Genomic DNA, 22,430 nt, shown 5'->3' with positions numbered 1-22,430 from the left:
ATCACTCTCCATTTACAGGGATTCCATTATGCTCATCCTGGAGCTTACCCAGCCGGCGTAGAGGGAGCCTGTACAGGCGATGGCAATCCCCGAGATGAGACCGGCAATGGCGTGTTCCGGGGCAAAGGCGAAGTAGAAGGTCTCTCCCAGTCCGAAGCTTTCCGTAATCTCTCCCCAGTTCATGCCGTAGGCCTGAAAATAGAGTACCAGGGGAATCCCCAGAACGAGTCCCAAAAGGCTTCCGGCGACGCCCTGTACGAAACCCTCGGTAAGGATAAACCCGAAGAGCTGGTACCGCTTCATTCCTATTGCCCTCAGGGTGCCGTACTCCCTGGTACGTTCAAAGATATTCATCAGGATGGAGTTGGTTATAACTGTTGCGGCCACCAGCACGGTAAAGATATTCATGAAGACCATGAAGATATCGAAGAAATCGAGGAGCACCAGATAACTGCCGTGGATCTCCCGCCATGTTTTTATCTCAGTTCCCCTGTAAGGCGCCGCGCCTGTATCAAGCTGGTCAGCGAGAGGACCCGCCAGGGCCGGATCGAGCAGAACAACCCGGATCTCCCGTGTTTTACCCGGAAAATACAGAAGCTCCTCGGCGTCTTCGTGGCGCAGATAGAAGCTACCCTCGTCAAACTCCCTGCTGTCCGTTGCGTAAAGCCCGGTTACAGAATACTCGATGTACCAGGGGCTTCCGGTGCTGTCTTCCACGAGAACCACCAGCGGGTCCCCGAGATCCACATGCAGGAGATCAGCAATACCTGCGCTGATGCAGATTCCCGGCTTACCCCCGTTGTCGTCTGCAAGAAAACCTCCCGCGTATATGCCATCCCGGGCTTTGGAGAAGATCCGGGTCTCTTTATTAGTACCCCGGCCTTCGATGGTAAGATTTCTGTCCCCGGCCAGGAGCATGCACCCGAAGCTCAGAACCTTCTCCGCTCTCTGTACCCCCTTCCTGGCGGACAGGTCGGAGACTATTTCGTCGGGGTTTTGAATCAGAAGATCAGGATCGTAGGGATCCAGGGCATCATCGGTCCCCGCGGGAAGGATCTGCAGGTGCCCGCTTTCTTCCAGCATGCCCCGGAAAAAGTTCTTTTTAAGGCCTTCCGCCATTCCCGAGACAAACAGGATGACTGCCACCGAGAGACTTATGGAAAACAGGATGAGCAGGGTCCGCCGCCGGTGGACGAGCATATTCTGCCAGGCGACGCGGATAAAGATCATGCCGGGACCCCCTGGTCTACACGTGTAACGGCACCGTCCTTCAGATGTATGATGGTCCTGGCGTACTGCATGATTTCCGGATTGTGGGTGGAAAATATAAAGGTGACCTTTTCCTCCCGGTTAAGGCGGTTCATGGTCTCCAGGATCGAGTTTCCCGTTTCGGAGTCGAGGTTCGCCGTCGGTTCGTCGGCGATGACCAGGGACGGATTGTTTACAAGGGCCCGGGCAATCGCCACCCGCTGACGCTGTCCTCCGGAGAGTTCATCCGGTTTATGCTCCGCAAAATCCGCAAGTCCCACGATTTCCACCAGTCGTGCCGTCCGCCTCCGGCGTTCCTTTTTGGGAACCCCAGCCAGAATAAGGGGAAACTCGATGTTTTCGGAACAGCTCAATACCGGAACAAGGTTAAAGGACTGGAAGATGAAACCTATCTCCCTGAGCCGGATGTCCGCCTCCTGATTGTCCGTCATTTTTGAAAGATCCTCTCCCCTGAAATAGACCCTGCCGGAGCTTGGCTTGTCTATGCAGCCGAGGATATTCAGGAGGGTGGTTTTGCCGCAGCCCGATGGACCGACAACAGAGATAAAATCCCCCTTTTCGACGCTCAAACTAAGCCCTTTGAGGGCATGAATAACGGACTTTCCCAGCAGGTAATCCTTGTGTATGTCTTCGATTTTCAAAACCGGCATAATCAACTCCCTTAAAAATAGATGGTCGATTTCAGTGTTACGCGATACTCTCCCTCACCGGCTTTCAGGGACCCGAACACGGACCGCTGTCCTCCGATAATCTGTTCGCCCTTGAGACTCAGGTCCATCCCCCGAATACTGAGCAGGGTACCCGTCGCAGCGTACGAAAGCGACTGATCATCGAGACTTGCGTATGCGGAGAGTTCCAGGCTGAAGCGCATGTAAAGTTCGAGGCTGGCCAGGGCAAACAGGTAATTCCGCCCCAGATATTCAATCTCCGGATGCTCTTTCCCGGAGGCCAGATATGTGCCGATGATGTTAAAGTATTCTTCCCGTTCTTTTTTATCGTATCCGGTACCGGCATGGAGGTACTCCGTTACAAACATCAGACTCAGATCCGGCATCTGTCGCGGTGTAAGGTTCCGGCTTATTCCCGCCGCTACCAGAGGGTAGGGCCGGAAAGCGCCTGGAGCCTCGAAGTTGAACAGGTCTGTGTCCGGATACTCCGTGGAATTGTTGAACTCCACGGCTCCTTCTGCAGTTACGATGAATCCGGCGATATCCCAGGACATTCCGAATCCCGGTCGAAGGGTCTCCTCCGGACTGTAAACGGCGGAAAAGGCCAGGTCGACCTTCCCTGCAAGAAGGCTCAGGTACAGGGCGTACTTGAGATCCCGGTAAAAGTCTTCGTTTTCTTCCGGGGTCGCCCCGGCAAGGGGCGTGCTGAAATCAAGGGCCCCCGCAAGCTGGAGGTTCATGTCCGGATTGAGAATAAGGCTCAAGCCGGTAAAACCCTCCACGTCCTCCCGGGTGTGACTGGGGTGCAGAACATCCGTCGGGAAGAATGCAACCCCCCGACCCCAGGGAATGCGCTGTTTTCCCGCACTTATGCTCAGGATTTCCGCGGCCCGGTAATCGATGTAGGCCTCGTATAGATAATGGTGCAGCTCTTCCTGCCGGTCGACCTCCACCCTGTGCCTGGCGGTAAAACTGAACTCTTCATAATCGAGGCGGTGGTTCGCTTCAGCTCCCAGAAAGGAGTCGAGGAAATTGTCGGCTTCTCCCTTCGGTGTAAGGGCAAAACTCCCTTCCATTTCAATCTCGCCAAAGACGGAGTATTCCTGGGCAAGCACCGATACCCCGGACATCAGGTTTACAAGGAGGAGAAAAAATCCTGTTACCCGAAGATTTCCCGTCATTTCACTCCCGTCCTCTACCGTGTCAGGGCAGCAGTGCTGAAGCGGCTGTCGGGAATATCCGGGAGGGCCTCCATGGAATCGATAATCACCTCTGACCAGGCGCCTTCAATCTCGTAGGAGTCCATGTGCATGACGGCCGGACGCATGGCACCGGCAAGTTCCTTGTAATCACTGAGTATCATGCTCTTGAAGAGCAGTCCGGATTTGGCGTAATAATCGAAACGGAGGGGACGAAGACTGTCTTTATGAAGCCAGATTCTGATCTTTCCATAGGGAGCCTCTTTCCGTTTTGCCTTCGCCAGAACTATCAGGCAGTCTGTCTTTCCGGTATCGGGATGATTAAAGCTGTCTTCCCCGGAGAGGGACGCACTGTAGTCGTCGGTATATTTGGGATCGGAAACGTCGTTGTTGGAAAAGACCGTTCCCTGAAAGGACTGTTCCGGGGAGAGTCTCAGGGGTCTTCTGCTGTTGGATTTCGGGTTGTACATATACAGATTGGTCTCCTTCTCAAGAAAGCGCAGGCCCCGGCTGCGTGCCGGAGAGGTCATCTCCATAAATGTCCCCGTGTCCTCCTTGTAATAAACCTCCATACCGAGGGTACTCTCTTTCTGCCCGGGTTTTACCGTTGTAATGCTCATCTGTGAGCGATAGATCGAAGGATTGATGGTCTCCTCCGTCATGCGCAGCAGTTCGTCCCCCGATGGAATCTGAGCGAATACACCGCAGAGGGGGAGCCCTGCGAATATCAGCACTATCAGTCCTGTGAGTTTCATGGCGTTTCTCCTTTTGTTCCGGAATCATCAGTGAAAGATTTATGGCTGGTAATCATATCTTCAAGGAAATCCAGATACTCCCTGAAGCGCTCTTTCCCCTCCTCACTGGCGGAATAGAGGGTCTGGACGGAAGTCCCGGCGATCTCCCGCCTCTTTGCCACGTACCCGGCGCTTACAAGTTTTTCAAGATGGGTGTAGAGTGCCCCGTCGCTCATATTCAGCTGTTGTTTGAGGGTGTTGAAGGAGACGCTCTCCTCCTGAATTATCAGGGTTAAAAGGGAGAGGCGGGTTTTTTCGAAGAAGACCCCGTCAAAGCGGGTGTAGAGCTTATCCATTCCGCTTTTCCAGAAACCTCGTATGTATTCCCATAACAATGAATTCCAGGCCGGCGAAAATACCGACCCCCACCGATGCCGCAGAGCCCCGTACGTCCAGAACCGTAAGCACGATCCCGGCAGCCAGGGTCAGTACCGTCTCAATGAACAGGCCCAGGTAACTCATCTGGGCGACGAAGGCAAAAAGCACCGCCAGCAATAGGAGCAACATCCCCGGAATGGGGCCTTTCAGGTGAATCAGGTAGTAGAGTATGAAGATTACCGCGATAAGGATTACCACGGAGGCAAGGTAGAAGCGCTGGTTTCTTCGGGAAGACAGGGGCATCTCCAGCCGTTTTACCAGGTAAACCCAGGCCATGGTCTCTATAAAGCCTCCGATGATTAAGACCGGAAGCCAGATCACCAGCAGGGCGGTGTTTATTGTATCCGGAAAGAACCGGGCGTGCAGCAGGGTTCCCAGGATGAGCAGTGCTCCCCAGGCAACAAAGTCCCAGTACTCAACGATGGGGCGCTCCTCGTGCCGTGCCACCAGGTCCTTCATCTCCTTTAGATCCCTGAGGTATTTACGGAGTTCCTCTTTATCTGCTTCCATTAGCCCTTCCTTATCGGTATTTGCTGCGCAAAGTAACTTTGCATTACAAAGTTACTTTGCGATATGAGGTTTGTCAAGCCTTATTCAGGATATAGTGTTCAAAATCGTGGGGACAGTATCTTGCTGCGGTAGGAGAGCTTCATGGCCTCTTCGAAGCTTGTGTTGTCTGGATAGGAGAAGCCGAAAACCGGTTCCCAGAGTCCGGCGGGCTCCATACAGAGATAAAAAAAGACCTTTTCGTGCCAGGCCGCGAGGCTCTCGTAGCCGAAGCGGAAGAGGTCCACCTTTGTATCCTCCGGATAGGAGTATTTACCTGCAGTTTCTGTCAGGGGCATACGCAGAACCTGGGTTGCCTGTCCCCGTTCACGGATTGCCCGGATTACCGGTTTTATGAACGTCAGGGTCCCGAAGGAGGTCATGGCGACCCGGGAAGGATCAAAGTCGGAGAGAAGTCTGGAGAAGACGGCAGCATAGGATTCTCTCCAGTTGTCATGGGGAACCATGGGATGGAAATGAAAGCCCACCAGATAACCGGCCAGGGCTGTCCGGGCTGCCGCGTCCAGGCGTTTTTCCAGGGGGGCGGTACCGCGCTCTTCCCAGCGGATCATCTGCTCGCTGTTGAGGCTCCAGGTAACAAGTACATTGGGGGGAGGGCTGTTCTCCAGCAGCCAGGAGATATTGTCCGATTTTGTTTTAAGCTCCAGAATCACATTAGGATTACGCCGGGCAAAATCGAAGAGGTCGGCCAGCAGGTTTTCCCGGTTGCCCCACATGAGGGAATCTGAAGACTGTCCTGTTCCGATGTGGTAGATCCCTTCAGGATCCAGGTGAAGTTCCCTGAGTCTTCTGCCCAGATCGCTGTGAAGGTAGATCCTCCCCTGATCGTAAAACGACTGGATGGTACAGTAGGTGCAGCCGAAACCGCAGTTTATTACCGCGTCCAGGGTTTGAAGATTGCAGCAGCGGGTCTTTTCCGAGGCTACGGGGCAGGATCCAAGAATCGTCGCGGGTGCGGTGCTCTCCATGATGCTGCGGGGGGAAGCTCCATACACAGGCGCATTTCCCGTATATTCCGGACCTCTTCGCCGTTCCTCCTCCCAGCGGGAGACAAGGGTATCAACGGTCTTCACCGCCTGCCGCTTTCCCTCCCGTGGATCCGCGGGAGGCAGCTCTTCTATCCATGATGATATGGGGCCGATTCCCCACATCTGGAGGTCCCGGGCGATTTCGAGGACCTGCCTGAGCTGCTGGACGGAGAGCCGCCGGTTCGAGGCCAGTTCCTCCAGGGAGGACTGATCTTTCCGGTCCAGGGAGGAATATATCGCTGCGTTTCTGAACTGCGCGAGTTTGTCTCCGGGAATCTTTGTGCTCATTCGGGATATCCTAGGCAGAAAACTCAACTTTCTGCAACAGAGTGGGGAGGGTTGAGAATTTTTTGGGAAGAGTTTTTACCTGAACTATGCTAAAGTAAACAGGAATTATCCCTTGTATAAGGATGAGGGCGGCTGCATGAACAGGATTGTACGGATCGGGGGATCACCTTTTTTTTATCTTACCCTTCTTTGTCTGTTTTTCTCCCTTCCCGGATCAGCCCAGGAGATCGGTCTTGTTTCCATCAGAGGCGAAGGGGTTCCTTCCTATCTGCTGAAGGTAGGGGAAGGCCTTGCAGGTGATACTATCCGGGAGTATACCGGCGGACGGGTATTGGCCGGAGAAGAACTGCAGAAAAAGCGGGAGGCCGAAGGACTGACCGCTGCGGAAATCGCCGGGTGCGATGATCCCGAATGTGCCCGGGATCTGGCCGGCAGGCTTGGTCTTGATGGGATAGCGGTATTCAGCCTGGAAAGGAGCGGAGGGGGTTATATCCTGAGCCTCCAGGGGATCAGCGCCGACGGCGCGAGAAAGGGCAGGGCGGAAGAGTTCTTCATCGATATTCGAAACTACGACGCCACGGTTGCCGAGGTTGGAGAAAATCTCGCTGTACAGATGGGACTGGCCGAAGCGGTAATTGCCCGGGGACCTGATCAGGAACCCTCCGTCCCGGAGGAAGAAATTCCTGAAGATACAGCGGAAGCTCCTTCGGCAGATTCCGCCGGGGAACTCAGCGGCGGGGAAGAAGCCGGGGATGTACCCGCTGAATCGGAGACGTCTGAAACAGTGCTTCAGGATACAGAGCCTGCAGCACCGGTACAGACCAGCACCGGAGAACGTCTTTTCACAACGGGAATCGCACTGTATCAGCTCGGAGGCCTGGCCAATATGCTGACTCTCATGAGCGGAGCGGAAAGCGTTTCCAGCGATTACCTGGCCCGGAACGCCCTGCTCCCGGCCGACAGGGACAGCTACGGTACTGCGGAAGATTTCTACCGGGCAGCCCGTACCATTTCCTCCACCGCTGCCTGGACAATGCACGCGGCCGCCCCCGTTACCGCCGGGTTTCCCCTGATCGGAGGAGATGCAGGGGATCTGAAGTTCAGTTACCGTGGCAAATGGTACCTCTACGCAGGTATCGGAACCGCCCTGGCAGGGCACCTTCTCTACCTCGACAGCATTGATCCCCTGGCGGAGAGTTCCTATCTGCGTGCCCGGGGACACTCGGATACCTATTACGACGAAGAGTATGACCGGGAGTTTCCATGGGTACTTGCCCGGCAGGGGATGGTCCTGGGATTGTGGACCCTGGGCAGTGCGGCAGTTCTGGCAGCTCCGGCGCAGCCTGGAGACAGGGAAGCTCTGGCATCAAACTTCTGGGACCGGGTGCTGGTGGGAAGCGGGCTTGCCCTGTTTTCGGGGGGTAACGTTTTTGCTTCCCTCGCGGGTATCGGCAGGACGGATTCTCTGGCGGACTGGTACCGTTATCAGGAGGTATCCAGTCCGGCGCGCTACTCTGCCTGGGAGAACAGCTTCGACAGCTTTGAATTGAAGCGTAATCTTGCTCTGGGTTTCTGGCTGGGCGGGGCCTTCTGTCTGGCCCTGGCGGAACTGACGGACTTCCCTGATCCCTTTGAATCCGGTGCTGCATCCGCGAAGGAAAGCTCAGAGACCGGGGATTTCCCGCTGGTGAGTCTCCGGTTTCTGCCCCGCCCCGATGGAGGAAGTCTCTATTTCCACCTTTCTTTTCAATAGTGAAACTTTGATCCGCCGATAAACTCCCGCAGGATTGAGTCCCTGGGGACCTCCCTGTCGGGTATGCCGATGAAGTTGTGCAGAAAGCTTGTAAGCCTCATCGCCTCGGCGTATTCCCGGTGAAAGGGTTTAACTGTTCTGAGCAGGGTCTCTGCATAATTCTTCAGGACCGCCAGCTCGTAATCCAGGGCGGAGTTAAAGGCGGAATCGGCGTTGTTCTGGTAAGGGAAGATATTTCTGTCTTCTCCCCGCCGCACCGAAGGCCACATCTGCAGAGTCCTCAGGGCACTGTGTCCCCTGAACTGGTGGTCTCTGACCATCCTGCGCAGAAGCCGGTTATCGGTAGTGGGAATCCGGTTGCGATCGTCCAGATTAAGCTGAGTAAGGGCGGAAACATATACCTTGTATTTTGTCTCCGGATCTACCTGGGGGGTAAGGGCGTCGTTCAGGCCGTGGATTCCCTCCATAAGAAGGATGCTTCTACGGTTGAGCTTGAGATACTTCCCTGAAGGTCTGCGGTCTCCAATTATAAAGTCGAAGAGGGGGATTTCAATCTCTTCACCCTTCAGGAGCCGAATCAGATGCTGGTTCAGCAGCTCGATGTCAATGGCCTCCAGCGCCTCGAAGTCATAGTCCCCATTTTCGTCCAGAGGCGTTTTTTCCCGGGGTACAAAGTAGTCGTCCAGGGATATGGCTATGGGATTAAAACCCAGGACCTTCAGCTGGATTCCCAGTTTCTTGGTGAAGGTCGTTTTTCCCGAGGAGGAGGGGCCGGCGATCATAACTGCCCTGACGGTCCCCCGGCGCTCTGCTATCCGGTCTGCGATGGAGGCAATCTTTTTGTTGTGGAGCGCCTCGGCAACCTGAATAAAGTCGCCGATCTTCTGGGATTCCACCAGTCGGTTGAGTTTTCCGACGCTGTTTACGTTCAGTATCTTGCCCCAGGCCTTATATTCCATGAAAACCGAGAAGAGGACAGGATTGTCAGAAAACTTGGCTACCCTGTCGGGGGCAGCTGAAGAGGGGTAGCGCAGCAGAAATCCCGGGGAATAGGGCTTGAGCTCAAAGAGGTTCAGGAGTCCCGTTGATTGCACCAGGGGCTGATAGCCTATTTCCCGGTGTTCCCCGCTTTCATAGACGGGAATCTTGGCTTCGTTGCGGAAACGGAGGAGTTCAACCCGGGAGTGGTGTCCGGTTTTCATGAAATAGTCCAGAGCTTCACCGTAGGAGATCACCCGGCGGACTATCGGTTCATTCCTGGCAACTATCTCACGCATTCTTTTCTCGATGCCTTCAAGGTCGTCGGCACTTATCTCTTCTTCACTGTTGAAGTAGAAGTAGTAGCCGTGCCCCAGGGAGTGACCGATAATCAGCTTTCTCCGGGGAAAGAGTTCCGAGACAGCCCGGGAGAGCAGAAAACTCAAGGAATTGCGGTATATCCGCATCCCCACCACCGAGTCCAGGGAAACGGGTTCCAGGCTGGAGGAAATCTCTATCTTGAAGGAGAGACTGACAAGTTCGTTGTTTACAAGAGCGGCAATGATCGGCCTGGGAGGTGCAGAGAATTCCGCTTCGCTCCGGATAAGCTCCGATACCCTGGTCCCGTAGTCAAGCTTGATCCGCTTTTTTGACGGCAGGGTGCAAAAGATCGTCTGCATTGTTGGTGCCTCCAGGGGATAGGGTTATCAAAAGAGTAGGGCAAAACAACCGATGACGCAAGCTCTACGCCTGAAGCATTTTCCGGAGAACCTTTTTCCATCTCCCAGGTCCCACGTAGCGCGGGCGGGCGGGAAGTCCTTCCGTAAGCTCAGTGAAGTTTGTTCCCCCCACGGGTGTTGCAAGCCGGGCAATCTGCAGTCCCTGGGAATCCAGAAGCAGGGAACACTGTCGTTGTAGCTCTTCTTTTTCTTTTCCCGATGCAGTCTCAAGGGCCTGTCGGTATGCTGTATTGATGGTGTCGGCGTCGGCATCGCGGGAGATGCCCAGGCGTGCGAAAGGATCATAGGTAAAGATGGCCATTCGGCTTTTCTCCTGTTAAGGGTATGTTCAGGCGAAGAGTTCCAGCTGCTGCGGTTCCTGTTTTTCCGGAAGGATTCGCTGTTCCTCTTTGCTTTCCGGGCGTTCAGTTTCCGGAATTCTGTAGCCTGTGATTCTGTTTTCGGAACCGGAACTGAAAAGAACTGCTGTTCTGCGGCAGTCCTCCGGGGTTCCGAGGGCGGAGATCGAAATATCCGGAAACTGCTGCCCTGCTTCTTCACTGATTTTCTGAAGCAGTTTCTGAAACTGGCGTAGCAGAAGGAGGTCTTCGCTGCTCTGCGTATCAGTATCGGAATCTCCTTCCTTAAGGATCCCCATGTCTCCCAGGTGTGCGGCGATGTATAAGGCGGCGGCAAGGGTCTCCCTTTCGATCTGTCGTTCCTCGAGGAGGGAAACGATAAATTTCAGCCAGTAGTAAAGAGCGGCATCGGCGTCTTCTTCCGCTATTCCCAGGGCCGCAAGACGCAGGGTTCCGGATTCCCCGAAAATGCTCCTGAAACGCTTTAACAGTGGTGCGGGAGAATGGTCTTCCCTGGCCAGCCGGGAAAAACACCAGAGCGCGAAGTCTTCCGCCGCCTCCGTATAGTCCCGTTCGAGATCCCGGACCAGCATGGCAGCGGTATCCGCGAAAAGGTCAATCAAGCCCATTTCCAGGGCATCCTCCATCTGTTCTCCGGCACTGATAACATAATCCGGTGATTCAAGGATCTCGGAAGAAAAGCAGCCTCGAAGACTGTTTTTCTCCTCCTCAGGGATATTCCCGGAGGCCATCATCAGAGCGAGTTCCGCGAGTTTGAAGGGAGGTGTTTCCGAAGGGATTTGCTCTTTCAGACGCTGCAGTTTTTTTGTGTCTCCGTCATACAGGGCCTTAATGCATAAAACGCAGTTTTTCCAGGGGCCCACCAGGGAATCATCAGGAACCTGCAAAAGCTGCTCCAGCAGGGCAGGGTCCTCCATCCCATTGGTCACCGATTCAAGGGCATCGTCCACTGTCTGGGCGTTTTTATACAGCCGGTGTTCAGAATCCAGTATACCGCAGGTTAAGAGCTCCCGTGGATCCGACAGAATTCGCTGGAGTTCCTCCTTGAGCTGCTGTTTTTGTGCTCCCTCGGCAATCAGTAGCTGCCGGAGGACAATGGGTACCTTTGAAGATCTGTTTTCGCGTTGGGTGTGTGATTTTCTCATGGTTGTTTTGCGTGAGAGCAACCGTAGACCGAAGTCCCCCCGGCTGTCAACGATGGAAAGGGAATTTATCCCAGCCTTTCCTCCAATTCCCTGACCGCGTCGGGGGGAAGGGAGCGGGCAATCTGGATCGGGTCTCCTTCCTTGGTCTGCAGAACAGGGGCTTCGGCGTAGAGGGTGCCCTTTTCGTTAAGGAGAAGCTTTATGGCGGGATACTTCGGGTCGTTTATATTTGTTCGCACAACTACCCCCTTGGCCCCGTTGGTAAGTTCCACGTAGGTGCCGATGGGATAAATCGAAAGGGTGTAAACCAGGGCTCGAAGAATTCGTTCATCGAAGTGTTTGCCGATATCCTTCAGAAGATCCATGATACCGGAATGACCGTCCCGCTCCTTCTTGTAGGGTCTGCGGGAGACCGCCCCGTTATAGGCTGTTGCCACAGCCACGATCTTCCCGTAGAGGGATATTTTGTCGCTGGTGAGTTTCCTGGGATACCCGGTTCCGTCCACGTGTTCCGCATGTTCCAGCACCGCCAGGGCGACAGTGGCGGGAAAGGCTGCTGCCTTCAGTATTTTGAAACCGATTATGGGGTGGGCGTAGATCGTTTTTCTCTCGTTGGGGCTCAGAGGACGGTCGCTCATGTAGATATTTCTGGGGATTTTCATCATCCCGATCTTATGCAGGAGTCCGGCGCTGCCTACCTCGATGAGTCTGTGGGGGGGGAGCTTGAGAAATTCGCCCACGGCGAGACTCAGAATGGCTGTCTTCAGACAGCTCGACGCAAGATAGTCCTCTTCGGGCTGGGAGATAAAGGGGACGCTCAGCAGGAAACGACGGGAACTCTTCAAGGTTGATATGATATCCTTGATGATATCCGTAACCTCGTCTATCCGCAGTTCTTCCCGTTCGGCAAACCTGCTGTAGATACTCCGGACCTCTTCTACCTTCTGCTGATAGAAGGAGCTTACCTCCTGCCGCTCGGCGCTCTCGTGGACATCCTCTTTCAGGAACCCGAGCCTGCTCTCTTCAGCGTTTTCTCCGGTGTTTCTGGGCTTCTCCGCCGGCTGTCCGTCGGTATACACCTGGGTGTAATGCCAGCTGGAAAGACGGGTTAATAATTCCTGTGAGACCGGAATATCCGGCGAAAGAATTATATACGCATCATCGAGGAAAACCGGGGCATCTATATACGAATTGACTTCCAAGTTGTCTAAACCGACCTTATTCACAATAATATGCTGCCCTCATCTGTGTAAAAATCCAGTAAAATACCATGCCGTTGACCCGGTCTGGCATATTCTTTACACTCCTTCTTATATTATAGGAGAATTTCGGTGAAATTTAAGGTAATTTTTATACTTTTTAACGTTGTTATCCTGTTCTCCTTCTTAATCATCTTTTTTATGCCCCTGGCTGTACTGGGATGGGAGTATACAAAGGAGTTCTGGGCTGACAACTGGTACCTGCCCCTGGTTTTTTTCCTGATAATGGGAATCCTTAATGTCTATTTTATCCGGAACTGGCGCCTGTTTTCCCTGCTGGAACGGGAAGAATGGGGCGGCATTATTGGGTATGTCCTGAGTCGCCTGGAAGAGGGGCGTGTCCGCAGACAGGAAGTCCGCATGGCAATCAATGCCGCACTTATAAGCTCGCGTCTCAATGTAATCGGCAGGATTGAGGAACTTTTGCGGGACAAGCGGCCTGCGGCAATGCCTTCTTTCGCGCTTTCCCTGGGTATTCCCTACCTGTTGAATAATGACCCTCCCGGGGCTGAGAACTATTTCAGGGAGTTCCTGGAAATCCGGGGAGAGGACCGACCCTGGATTGTCTGGTGTTACGGTTTTGCCCTCCTTTTACAGCGAAGGCTGGAGGAAGCAAAAATCCAGTTTCTCTCCCTGACGGAAGAAAAATCGCCGATACTGAATCTGTTGACGGCCTATATGCTCGACACCTGTGCAGTCCAGGACGAAGAGGCAAAGCGGTACCAGAATACCCTGGTTGCCGGATTGCGTTCGAAATATACGCGGACCGAATTCCTGCGGATCGCTGAAAAGGCCAGAACAGCGGTCCATATTGTTGTTCTCGGAACGGTTCTGGATGAGGCTGTTGAATGGCTCTACTATCTTGATACCTCTGATGACGAGGATTCTGATATCGGCGGAAGCCTGAAAACGGAGAACGGAGAAAAATAGGATGAGGGAAATACGGAAGTCCCGTAAGCTTGATGATGTCTGTTACGATATCCGGGGACCTGTCTTGAGCGAAGCCCAGCGCCTCGAGGAGGAGGGCTTTCATGTAATGAAGCTGAATACCGGTAATCCCTACGCTTTCGGCTTCAACGCCCCCGACGAGCTCCTGCATGACATAGTGCTCAATCTTCACGATGCCCAGGGTTATATCGATTCAAAGGGTCTTTTTCCTGCCCGCAAGGCGGTGATGCAGTACTGTCAGCAGATCGGCATCGAGGGGGTCGGGATCGAGGACATCTATATCGGCAATGGCGTCAGCGAATTGATTGTGATGGCAATGCAGGGTCTTCTGGACAATGGCGACGAGGTGCTGATACCGTCGCCGGACTATCCGCTCTGGACGGCGGCTGCGACCCTTTCGGGCGGCAAGGCCGTCCATTACCGCTGCGACGAAGAGTCTTCCTGGTATCCCGATATCGAGGATATGGCTTCGAAGATAACTGATCGGACCCGGGGTATCGTTGTTATCAATCCCAATAATCCCACTGGAAGTGTCTACCCGCGGGAGATCCTCGAAAAGATCGTGGAACTCGCCAGGCAGCACGACCTGATCGTATTTTCCGATGAAATCTACGACAAGATCCTTTACGATGACACAAGCCATACCCCTACAGCCTCCCTGGCGGATGATATTCTGATGGTGACCTTCAACGGACTTTCCAAGGTCTACCGGGCTGCGGGCTTCAGGGCCGGATGGATGATCATCAGCGGACGCAGGACCCATGCCGAGGATTACCTCGAAGGCCTCTCCATGCTCTCCAACATGCGGCTGTGCGCCAATGTGCCGGCCCAGTATGCAATCCAGGCGGCCCTGGGGGGGTATCAGAGCATCAAGGATCTGCTGCTTCCCGGCGGCCGTCTGCGGGAACAGCGGGACATCGCCTACAGAATGCTGACGGACATTCCGGGAATTACCTGTGTAAAACCTCAAGGGGCACTCTATCTCTTTCCGAAGATCGACACCGGCCGTTTCGGAATCGTGGACGACATGAAGTTCATTCTGGACTTTCTCAAGGAGAAGAAGGTGCTGATGGTTCAGGGAACAGGTTTCAACTGGCCCGAACCGGACCATTTCAGGATCGTATTTCTTCCCCGGGTCGACGAACTGGAGCACGTTCTGGGAGCCCTGAAGGACTTTCTCGAGACATACCGGCAGATCTGAAGGTTCATGTTCCTGAATCAGTAGGCCTCTTTCAGAATCTCGATTATATCCCCGTATCTCAGCTCCCTGGGATTATACATCAGGGATGCGTCACCCAGGGCGGCTTCCGCAATGGCCTTGAAATCTGAAGGCTTTACGGCTATCTCCTTCAGGGAACACGGATGCCTGCCTCCGGTGGCAGTGTGCAGCGACCTGTTCAGTTCCCGTATATGTCTGATGACTGCAGGGCCCCGTGCACTCGCCGCGGTATGCTCGTAGTTGTCAATGCCCTTCAGGGGTACGAGAAGTTTTCCCAGGGCTTCGGTGATGATGTCTCCGTTATACTCCAGAGCAAAGGGCAGCAATACTGCCATGCAGGATCCATGGGGAGCTCCGCAGACTCCCCCGATGGCATGCCCTATTGTATGGACCATCCCAACCATGGAGTTTGAGAAGGCCCGCCCAGCCAGATTCGATGCCAAGGCCATTCCCCGTCGGTGGACCGCCTGGGTCGGAAATGTGACCGCCTGTTCCAGATGTGCAGACAGGAGTTCCAGAGCTCGCCAGGCCATAAGATCACTTAACGGATTTTTGCCAAGGCAGGTAAAGGCTTCCACTGCATGACTCATGGCATCCATTCCTGTAATGGAAGTCAGATAAGGGGGCAGCGAAATGGTCAGGGAGCTGTCGAGAATTGCCGCCCGGGGCTGGAGAAACTGGGAGACAAAGAGGCGTTTTCTTTTTTCATTATGGTCGGCGATAACCGCGACCCTGGTGGCCTCTGAGCCGGTACCCGAAGTTGTGGGTATCATGTACACAGGCACCGGCGAAGGAGACAGCAGGTTCGATCCTTCCAGGGCAAGAATATTCTTTCCCCCAAGTTCAAGGTTGATTATCATCCCCTTGGCTGTGTCCAGAACTGATCCGCCCCCCATGGCAATAATCCCGTCCCGCCGGTATGCCCGGTAATCTTCAGTAAGGCTGCCGATGAGCTGCAGGTCAGAGTCGGGAGGTACGTTGTCCCGGACAATAATATCCAGACCGGGGTCAAGGGAATCCAGCAGACCTTTGAGCAGTCCCGCCGCGACAATCCCTCTGTCGGTGACAAGCATGGGCGCCCGTACTTTGTCCCGTGACAGGAGTTCTCCAAGCTCCCCGAGAGTTCCGTCTCCCCATATCAGTTCGGTATCGGCGGAAAACTGAAAGATTCCGGGAAACTGCAGGGGAAAAGGATAACTGCTCTCCTCGCTGAGACTCTCCCGGTAGAGCTCCCTGAGAAACTGATCGAGGAGACCCTCGCGGCGGAAAAACCGTCGGTCCAGCACCAGGATATCCGTTCCCGGCAGCCGGGAAGACAGATCATCAGGGACCAGGGGGATCCTCAATACGGGGCATCGCCTTTTCGTTTCAGGTAGTGGGGCACTTCCCATGAGTATCAGGCCCCCGGTATCCTCCGGGGGTTCTTCATCAGAGCTTATTATCCTGATATCTGTTCCGGGGTCAGGTTCCATGTCGGAGAGCAGGCTCCGGGATTTATTGAGCAGTTTACTGTCGCTGACTGCAGTTATACGTCTGATACCACGGACACTGAACTCATACCCGATCTGTTCCACCGCGGCTGTTCCGCATATTACTGTCCCGGTGGGCAGAATACGACGCTTCATTGTCATCTCCTTTTCGGGGCAGGCAGAAGCAGGCTGAAATAGAGAGCCAGACGTTTGAGAATAAGCCGGTCCGGCTTGTGCCACAATTTTACGGCCCGCTGTGCAATGACCCGGGGCAGCAGCAGGATCTCCACCACATCAATTATTCTGATAAACGAGAGTACCAGGGCAAGGCTCCCGGCGGCTGTCAGTCTTCCTCCCGCCTCGCTGGCGGCTGTACTTTCCTGGAAGGTGAAAAGACGAAAGGCCGCTTCCACGCTCTTGAGCCTGATCTCCAGGTCCGGGGAGGTCTCTGCGCCGGCGGCACGATAGAGGCGTCCCAGGCCGTCGGATTCAAGTATCAGAGCCGGACCCGGAGCCCTGAGGCCAAGAAGAATGCGAAAGTCCGACGGGAATTTCCGGCATTCCTCCTGTGCTTCCCGGGACAGCCGGATCGCCCGGGGAATGGCGCGGCCAAGGATACAGAGAAGAAGACGGAGATAGAGAGTCCGGCAGCGCTTTACTCGGATTCGAAGGGGGCGGGGCACGGGGCTTCCTCCATAAGCCGCTCCAGATCCTCCCGCTGCGGAATGCCCGCGGGATTGTACTTCCGGAGTCGGTAGTATTTTTTTACCATGGTACGAATCGGTACTGTCGTATTCCTGCCCGGAAAGCGGGTCTTCTTCTCTTCGGTAAAGCGGGCGGGAAGGGAATCATCCGCGGCTGTTTCAGACATGCAGAGGTTGATCCAGCGTTCAAGCTTGGTTATGCGTTCTCCAGCCCGGAGCAGCCCGTTCTTGCTGAGTTTTATACCGGTTACGGTACTGAACATCCTGTTCAGGGGAGTCCAGTCCATCAGCTGCTGGGAAATCCGGGGAGTGAGGATGGTCAGCACCCGCAGAACCCAGCGGGGTACCCGGCGCGGAATGAGAGGTTCGGTGAGGATTCCGTAACTGGTAAACTGACATATCTGCAGGGAGTTGATCGCCGCATAGAGGTTCTCGCAGAAGACCGCCCAGGATGCCTTTCCCAGGGTTGTATGGGGGGGCATGTACTTCAGGATCTGTTCAAGTCCCACCAGGTAGGAGCCCAGATGACAGCCTCCCTTGTTGTAGACAGCGTAGGAGAGCCCCTGTCCCCAGGATGACCGGGGATCGTAGGCGGCACATTCCAGCCCCTTCACCTGGATTGCGAACTCCCGGCCGCCGTATTTTTCACTCAGGACCCGGGTTCCCTCCGCCAGTTCATAACCCTCGCCCTGCCGGAAGGCGATTTCCCTGAGCATACCGGATATCTCCCGGGTGTCGCCGAAGCGCAGGCTGCTTGGACGAAAACCCTTCTCCGCCGCTTCCATGGCCCAGGCTATGGAACCTCCGGCGGAAATGGTGTCCATGCCCAGGTCGTTCATTTCCTCATTCCAGACACCGATCAGGTCGGAATCGAAGTTTTCGATATTACTCCCGAACATCCCTACTGTCTCATACTCCGGAAGCTGGCGGGTCTTTCCGTCGGGGAACAGGCCCTTGTGTCCGCAGAGGATGACGCAGTGCCTGCAGGTGGAGAAGCGCGATGAGTAGCGGTCCGCCATGTATTCGCCGGATGTTTTTTTTGTCTCCGGGTGGTACCTGTCACGGAAATTATGTACCGGAGAGAACCCGGCTTTCATGCCGTAGCGAACATTTGCCGAGGTTCCGTAGGCTTTATAGGCTTTGGATATGGGGTTTCGCTGGATCATTTTCCGGGTTTTCGTTGAAATCCTGCTGAAACCCTCCGGATCAACAGGCTCGATGGTGTGGGACCAGCCCTTTACAACGACGGCCTTGAGGTTTTTGGCCCCCATAACCGCTCCGACCCCTCCGCGCCCTGCAAATCTGTGACCGGACCGGATGTTCGCGTAGTGCACCAGGTTTTCTCCTGCCGGCCCGATACACAGGGATGCCTCGTCTTTTTTCAGCTGCAGGTTTTCCTGGGTTGCCTCGGTCCCCAGACCTTTCAGCTTTGACGCGGATTCAAAGAAAGCCCCATCGCTGCTGACCCTGAGCAGCAGCAGTTCCCTGCTTTTTCCACTGAGGATCAGGCCGTCCCAGCCGGCTGTACGCAGGCCCTCGCCGAAGGGGCCGCCGCAGGATGAACCTACCAGCAGGTTTGTCAGGGGAGATTTTGTAAGAACCTCGAAACGGGCAGAACAGGGGGCCTTCGTTCCCAGGAGCACACCCGTTGAGATGATCAGAAGGTTCTCCGGACCCAGGGGGGGGATATCCTTGAGTCGCTCACGTAAAAGATCATAGTAGATCTTGATCGCCAGACCTTTGCCGCCCAGGTACAGACGCTGGTCTCTTTCCTGTATCGGGTATTCCTTCCATGTCCTGCCTGTCAGGTCCACATACAGATACTTTCCCGCTGCTCCCTTTACTTTCATACATCCTCGACAACATACTTGAGATATGCTTATATTCTCAAGGCACATTCAGGGCTTGTCAAGGATCCTTATCGAGGATCATACAGTTCAACAGGAACAGGAGAAGGAAACCCATGCTGGGACGTCTTTTTGACTCATTCGTGTATCTGCTTATTCGTGTCGCCTGCCGTATTGAATCTTCCGAGCTTGAGAAGGTCCCCCGGACCGGTCCTCTCCTGGTTGTGTTCAACCACATAAATTTTCTGGAGGCCCCGCTTTTTTATCTGCTCATGCGTCCGAGGAGGATATACGGTGTCATGAAGGTCGAACTCTCTCGGGTCCCGGTGGTAAAAAACATCGCACGGCGCTGGGGCGGGATTCCCCTGAAACGGGGCGCACCGCCTTCGGCGGCATTTCGAAAGGTGGGGGAACTCCTCTCCGAGGGAGCGATTATCGGTCTGGCTCCCGAGGGAACCCGTTCCCGAAACGGGCACCTGCAAAAGGGAAATCCCGGAGTGGTTACCCTGGCCCTGCAGAACGATGTTCCGATTCTGCCGGTTGCACATTACGGGAGCCAGAATCTCTGGAAAAATCTGAAGCGTTTTAAACGTACGCAGATCCATTTCAAGGTAGGTACGCCCTTCAAGCTGGCGGCCCCGGAGAGGGTAAACAAGGAGAGCCGGAGACTCCTCACCGACCAGATGATGAAGCAGATGGCCCTGCTTTTACCTCCGGAGTTGAGGGGTGAGTATTCCCGGGTCGATGAGATCGGCGAAGATCTGATCGAAAGGCTTGAATAAAAAAAGCGGGCACAGGCCCGCTTTTTTATAGACCTTTATGCGGTCTGACGTTTTTCCCGGATTACCTTGCCCTCGATCCGCCGGGCAAGTTCCAGGGAAATATCCCTGGGGACCTCTATGGTTGCACTGCTCTTTTTGAGCCGAACCTCTCCGATGGGAAATCGCATTCCCTTCATGGCCCGGTTTGCAAGACCGATAATCTCCGATTTTGTCAGGCCTTCGTGGCTTCCCATGGAAAACTTTACCTTTACATAATCCACTTCGTTCCTGCCCCGGGGGCCGCGTTTTCTGCTGTCCTGTTCCCTGAAACCGCCCTTTCGTTCCCGGGGCCCCTGGACGGCGGCTCGTATGTCCTGCTTTTTGCTGAAGTATTCAATCTGTTCCCTGAACTGGGTGTGGAGGATCTTTTCGATCAGTTCCTCCTGGGAGAGGCCGCGCAGGCGTTCGATGGCACCTTTCATGCAGTCGGCTGATTCCCTCGGAAGTTCTTCGGCGTTTTCCAGCTCCGTCACAAAGGTGTCTATCCTGTGCTGCAGGATTTCGTTCCCCGTGGGAACCTCAATGCGGTTTACCCCGCTCTTTATGCGCCGCTCCAGGGAACGCAGCTTGTGGCGGTCTGCGGGGGTAGCGATTGCCAGGGACATGCCTTCTCTTCCGGCACGGCCGGTACGTCCTGAGCGGTGTACGTAGGACTCGGCGTCATGGGGTAGTTCGTAATGTACTACATGGGTCAGGCTGTCCACATCGATGCCCCGGGCGGCAACGTCGGTGGCGACCAGGATGCTGACTGCTCCTTTGCGAAAGCGCTGCATAACGTAATCCCGCTGCATCTGGGAAAGGTCGCCGTGGATTGCGTCAGCGGAAAGTCCGTCCTCCGCAAGCTTCACGGCGATCTCGCGGGTCTGGTCTTTTGTGCGGCAGAAGACGATGCCGTAGAAATTCTGCTGTTTCGCGATAAAACGGCGCAGGGCTTCAAAACGGTCGCGGTGATTGACCATAAGGTAGTTGTGGTCAACGGTACTTGCCTCTTCCTCGCTCTTGAGGGAGGAGATTTCCCGGGGATTGTCGAGAAAGTTCTGAACCATGGCGCGGATATCCCGGGGCATGGTTGCGGAAAAGAGACAGGTCTGTTTATCTCCGGGAGTCAGGGCCAGGATCGATTCAAGTTCCTCGCGAAAGCCCATGGAGAGCATCTCGTCTGCTTCGTCCAGAACGAGGGTCCGGATTTGGCCAAGGTCAATATTTCCCCGTTCCAGGTGGTCGATCAGTCGTCCCGGGGTGGCAACGATAATCCGGGGATTCCTTTTCAGCTCCCGGATCTGAAGCCCCATGCTGGCCCCGCCGTAGACGGGAACGATGGAAACCTCGGGCAGAAAGGCTGAGAAGCGCTTGAGATCCTCGGCTATCTGGCAGCAGAGTTCCCTGGTGGGACTCAGAATAAGGGCCTGGGTACCGCGAAAGCCGGGATCCAGTTTCTGAAGCAGAGGAAGGCCGAAGGCCGCTGTTTTACCCGTGCCGGTGCCTGCAAGTACAACGAAGTCCCCGTCGGAGTTCAGAAGTTCAGGGATCGCCCTGGCCTGAATCGGGGTGGGTGTGGTAAACCCGAGTTTGGAGGTCCCCTTGAGGAGCTCTTCGGTTAAACCGAGGGATGAGAATTCTGTCATGTTTCCGCCTGTGCGTCGTCCGTGAAAATCAGCGGACGGTATTTCTAACGATTCCTAACACACAATCGAAAGCAATAAGCATGAGGCAAAAAACATATACCCATGTACCCAGGATTGAAGCTTCGTCCATAGCGAAGCAGGAAGTGCTGCTAAGATTCGTTTTTAACTCTTCCCCTCAAAGGGAAGGTCTGAACAGCACTTTACACCGGCGGCCGGGAATAATCAATAGGGTATCTGCTTCTGATGACATCAGGTTCAGAACAGAAAGATTCCCAGAACACCCCCGGCAAGAATATAGACAACCGGAGTGGCGGGTTTCAGCTTGTAGGCAGCAGCCAGGGCAATAAACAGACCCGCAGCGGGGAGACTGATCTGCATATCGGTACCCGGGATAAAAAGGGCTTCCCGGAATATAAACCAGGCTGCCGAGGCTATAAGGCCGAGGGCCGCGGGACGGATACCCCCCATCACATCCTGTACCAGGGGATGGGACGAGAAGTTGGTAAACCAGGCGGCAATGAGCACGATTATAATCAGCGACGGGGCTACCATCCCCAGGGTGGCGACAAATCCTCCGGGAATCCCGGCGATCTGGTAGCCGGCAAAGGTGGCCATATTTATGCCTATGGGTCCCGGGGTCGACTGGCTTATGGCCAGCATATCGACAAAGAGGTTGCGGCTGATCATGCCGCCGTCCACAACCGCCTCGTAGAGGAGGGGCAGACTTGCCAGCCCTCCGCCGATGGTAAAGAGCCCTATATTGAAAAAGGTGATAAAAAGGGAGATGAAGCTCATTGGAGGCCGCTCCTGTGACGGCGTAAAAGAAGTCCCAGAAATCCCGCTGCAAGAATCACCGGAAAGGGTGAGGCCCCCAGGAGGACTACCGCGCTGAAGGCCGCCAGGGTGAGCAGGCCGTCTATCCAGGATTTCCAGCCCTTTTTTGTAAGGGAGATGAGGGTCGAAACAAGAAGTACCGAAACGGCCACCCGTATTCCCCTGAAGGCCTTCTGGAAAAGGGGCATGGTCTCCATCATGGGAATAAAGATCGCGATTGCCAGAATTATAATCAGCGAGGGGCTGACCATGCCCGCCGTCGATGCAAGGGCGCCGGGAATCCCGCGCCGTGTGTAGCCCACGAAGGTGGCTGTATTGACGGCAATAATCCCCGGAGTAGCCTGTCCGATGGCGTAGTAATCCAGGAGTTCCCGGTCGTTCACCCATTTGCGCTTTTCCACAAGTTCAAGGCGCAGCATCGGAAGCATTACATACCCGCCGCCGATGGAAAAGAGACCGATTTTGAAGAACAGTGAGTAGAGGACCATGAGGTCCTTGAAAAAGTCTTTCATATTCCGGCGGCAGTGTAGCGTAAAGG

At 54.8% G+C, this 22,430-nt stretch carries 21 protein-coding genes; 4 read left to right on the top strand and 17 right to left on the bottom strand.

Features of this window, described 5'->3' with window-relative positions:
- Window positions 1-12: 12 nt before the first annotated feature.
- The 7 genes from B4O97_RS09700 to B4O97_RS09670 all read right to left on the bottom strand — a co-directional run bounded on the left by B4O97_RS09700 (window position 13) and on the right by B4O97_RS09670 (window position 6,191).
- Window positions 13-1,230 carry an ABC transporter permease gene (locus B4O97_RS09700; protein WP_083050409.1) on the bottom strand — a complete coding sequence of 406 codons (1,218 nt, stop codon included), beginning with the start codon at window positions 1,228-1,230 and terminating at the stop codon, window positions 13-15.
- Window positions 1,227-1,919, bottom strand: coding sequence for an ABC transporter ATP-binding protein (locus B4O97_RS09695; RefSeq protein ID WP_083050407.1), 693 nt, complete (start codon window positions 1,917-1,919; stop codon window positions 1,227-1,229). The genes B4O97_RS09700 and B4O97_RS09695 overlap by 4 nt, the downstream gene beginning before the upstream one ends.
- An 11-nt stretch (window positions 1,920-1,930) precedes the next feature.
- Entirely contained in the window at window positions 1,931-3,118 is a 1,188-nt protein-coding gene (locus B4O97_RS09690) for a hypothetical protein (protein WP_083050406.1), read from the bottom strand.
- Window positions 3,119-3,132: 14 nt separating this feature from the next.
- Window positions 3,133-3,891 (bottom strand): outer membrane lipoprotein-sorting protein, encoded by a 759-nt coding sequence (locus B4O97_RS09685; protein WP_083050404.1) that lies wholly within the window; start codon window positions 3,889-3,891, stop codon window positions 3,133-3,135.
- On the bottom strand, window positions 3,888-4,226 hold the full coding sequence (locus B4O97_RS09680) for a transcriptional regulator (protein WP_083050403.1): 339 nt from the start codon (window positions 4,224-4,226) through the stop codon (window positions 3,888-3,890). Before B4O97_RS09680 ends, B4O97_RS09685 begins: the two co-directional genes overlap by 4 nt.
- Entirely contained in the window at window positions 4,219-4,818 is a 600-nt protein-coding gene (locus tag B4O97_RS09675) for a hypothetical protein (RefSeq protein ID WP_083050401.1), read from the bottom strand. Before B4O97_RS09675 ends, B4O97_RS09680 begins: the two co-directional genes overlap by 8 nt.
- A gap of 98 nt (window positions 4,819-4,916) precedes the next feature.
- The gene (locus B4O97_RS09670; RefSeq protein ID WP_083050400.1) at window positions 4,917-6,191 is read right to left on the bottom strand and encodes an SPL family radical SAM protein; all 1,275 of its coding nucleotides are present in this window, start codon (window positions 6,189-6,191) and stop codon (window positions 4,917-4,919) included.
- Between the two features lie 136 nt (window positions 6,192-6,327).
- On the opposite strand from B4O97_RS09670, the gene B4O97_RS09665 reads away from it, so the two are divergent.
- A complete protein-coding gene (locus tag B4O97_RS09665; protein ID WP_143305632.1) occupies window positions 6,328-7,944 on the top strand; it encodes a hypothetical protein in 1,617 nt (538 codons plus the stop codon).
- Here the strand turns inward: B4O97_RS09665 and B4O97_RS09660 are convergent.
- The 4 genes from B4O97_RS09660 to B4O97_RS09645 all read right to left on the bottom strand — a co-directional run bounded on the left by B4O97_RS09660 (window position 7,938) and on the right by B4O97_RS09645 (window position 12,392).
- Window positions 7,938-9,602 carry a nucleoside kinase gene (locus tag B4O97_RS09660; RefSeq protein ID WP_083050396.1) on the bottom strand — a complete coding sequence of 555 codons (1,665 nt, stop codon included), beginning with the start codon at window positions 9,600-9,602 and terminating at the stop codon, window positions 7,938-7,940. The two genes, B4O97_RS09665 and B4O97_RS09660, sit on opposite strands and share 7 nt — an antisense overlap.
- A 64-nt stretch (window positions 9,603-9,666) precedes the next feature.
- Complete coding sequence (locus B4O97_RS09655) at window positions 9,667-9,963, bottom strand: J domain-containing protein (protein WP_083050395.1); 297 nt, start codon at window positions 9,961-9,963, stop codon at window positions 9,667-9,669.
- Window positions 9,964-9,990: 27 nt separating this feature from the next.
- Entirely contained in the window at window positions 9,991-11,166 is a 1,176-nt protein-coding gene (locus B4O97_RS09650; protein WP_083050393.1) for a hypothetical protein, read from the bottom strand.
- A gap of 65 nt (window positions 11,167-11,231) precedes the next feature.
- Window positions 11,232-12,392 (bottom strand): HD-GYP domain-containing protein, encoded by a 1,161-nt coding sequence (locus tag B4O97_RS09645; protein ID WP_083050392.1) that lies wholly within the window; start codon window positions 12,390-12,392, stop codon window positions 11,232-11,234.
- A 105-nt stretch (window positions 12,393-12,497) separates the two neighbouring features.
- On the opposite strand from B4O97_RS09645, the gene B4O97_RS09640 reads away from it, so the two are divergent.
- On the top strand, window positions 12,498-13,355 hold the full coding sequence (locus tag B4O97_RS09640; protein WP_083050390.1) for a hypothetical protein: 858 nt from the start codon (window positions 12,498-12,500) through the stop codon (window positions 13,353-13,355).
- 1 nt (window position 13,356) lies between these two features.
- Complete coding sequence (locus B4O97_RS09635) at window positions 13,357-14,574, top strand: pyridoxal phosphate-dependent aminotransferase (protein ID WP_083050389.1); 1,218 nt, start codon at window positions 13,357-13,359, stop codon at window positions 14,572-14,574.
- 17 nt (window positions 14,575-14,591) lie between these two features.
- Here the strand turns inward: B4O97_RS09635 and B4O97_RS09630 are convergent, their stop codons facing one another.
- From B4O97_RS09630 to B4O97_RS09620, 3 genes are read right to left on the bottom strand one after another with little or no spacing between them, the layout of a single operon-like run.
- Window positions 14,592-16,217, bottom strand: a complete 1,626-nt coding sequence (locus tag B4O97_RS09630; protein ID WP_158084238.1) for an iron-containing alcohol dehydrogenase — start codon at window positions 16,215-16,217, stop codon at window positions 14,592-14,594.
- A 2-nt stretch (window positions 16,218-16,219) separates the two neighbouring features.
- A complete protein-coding gene (locus B4O97_RS09625; protein ID WP_083050385.1) occupies window positions 16,220-16,744 on the bottom strand; it encodes a hypothetical protein in 525 nt (174 codons plus the stop codon).
- Window positions 16,717-18,615: an aldehyde ferredoxin oxidoreductase family protein gene (locus B4O97_RS09620; RefSeq protein WP_158084237.1), complete on the bottom strand. Its 1,899-nt coding sequence runs from the start codon at window positions 18,613-18,615 to the stop codon at window positions 16,717-16,719. Before B4O97_RS09620 ends, B4O97_RS09625 begins: the two co-directional genes overlap by 28 nt.
- Window positions 18,616-18,728: 113 nt before the next feature.
- Between B4O97_RS09620 and B4O97_RS09615 the strand changes: the two genes are divergently transcribed.
- Window positions 18,729-19,394, top strand: a complete 666-nt coding sequence (locus B4O97_RS09615) for a lysophospholipid acyltransferase family protein (RefSeq protein ID WP_158084236.1) — start codon at window positions 18,729-18,731, stop codon at window positions 19,392-19,394.
- A gap of 35 nt (window positions 19,395-19,429) precedes the next feature.
- Here the strand turns inward: B4O97_RS09615 and B4O97_RS09610 are convergent, their stop codons facing one another.
- The 3 genes from B4O97_RS09610 to B4O97_RS09600 form a co-directional block, all read right to left on the bottom strand.
- A complete protein-coding gene (locus B4O97_RS09610) occupies window positions 19,430-21,058 on the bottom strand; it encodes a DEAD/DEAH box helicase (protein ID WP_083050382.1) in 1,629 nt (542 codons plus the stop codon).
- Window positions 21,059-21,313: 255 nt separating this feature from the next.
- Window positions 21,314-21,853, bottom strand: coding sequence for a chromate transporter (locus tag B4O97_RS09605; RefSeq protein ID WP_083050380.1), 540 nt, complete (start codon window positions 21,851-21,853; stop codon window positions 21,314-21,316).
- Entirely contained in the window at window positions 21,850-22,404 is a 555-nt protein-coding gene (locus B4O97_RS09600) for a chromate transporter (RefSeq protein ID WP_083050379.1), read from the bottom strand. The genes B4O97_RS09605 and B4O97_RS09600 overlap by 4 nt, the downstream gene beginning before the upstream one ends.
- Between the last annotated feature and the right edge of the window lie 26 nt (window positions 22,405-22,430).

Source organism: Marispirochaeta aestuarii, assembly GCF_002087085.1.
Classification (GTDB): domain Bacteria; phylum Spirochaetota; class Spirochaetia; order JC444; family Marispirochaetaceae; genus Marispirochaeta; species Marispirochaeta aestuarii.
The sequence above is the reverse complement of the archived record's forward strand: the minus strand, read 5'-3'. Positions and strand labels throughout refer to the sequence as shown.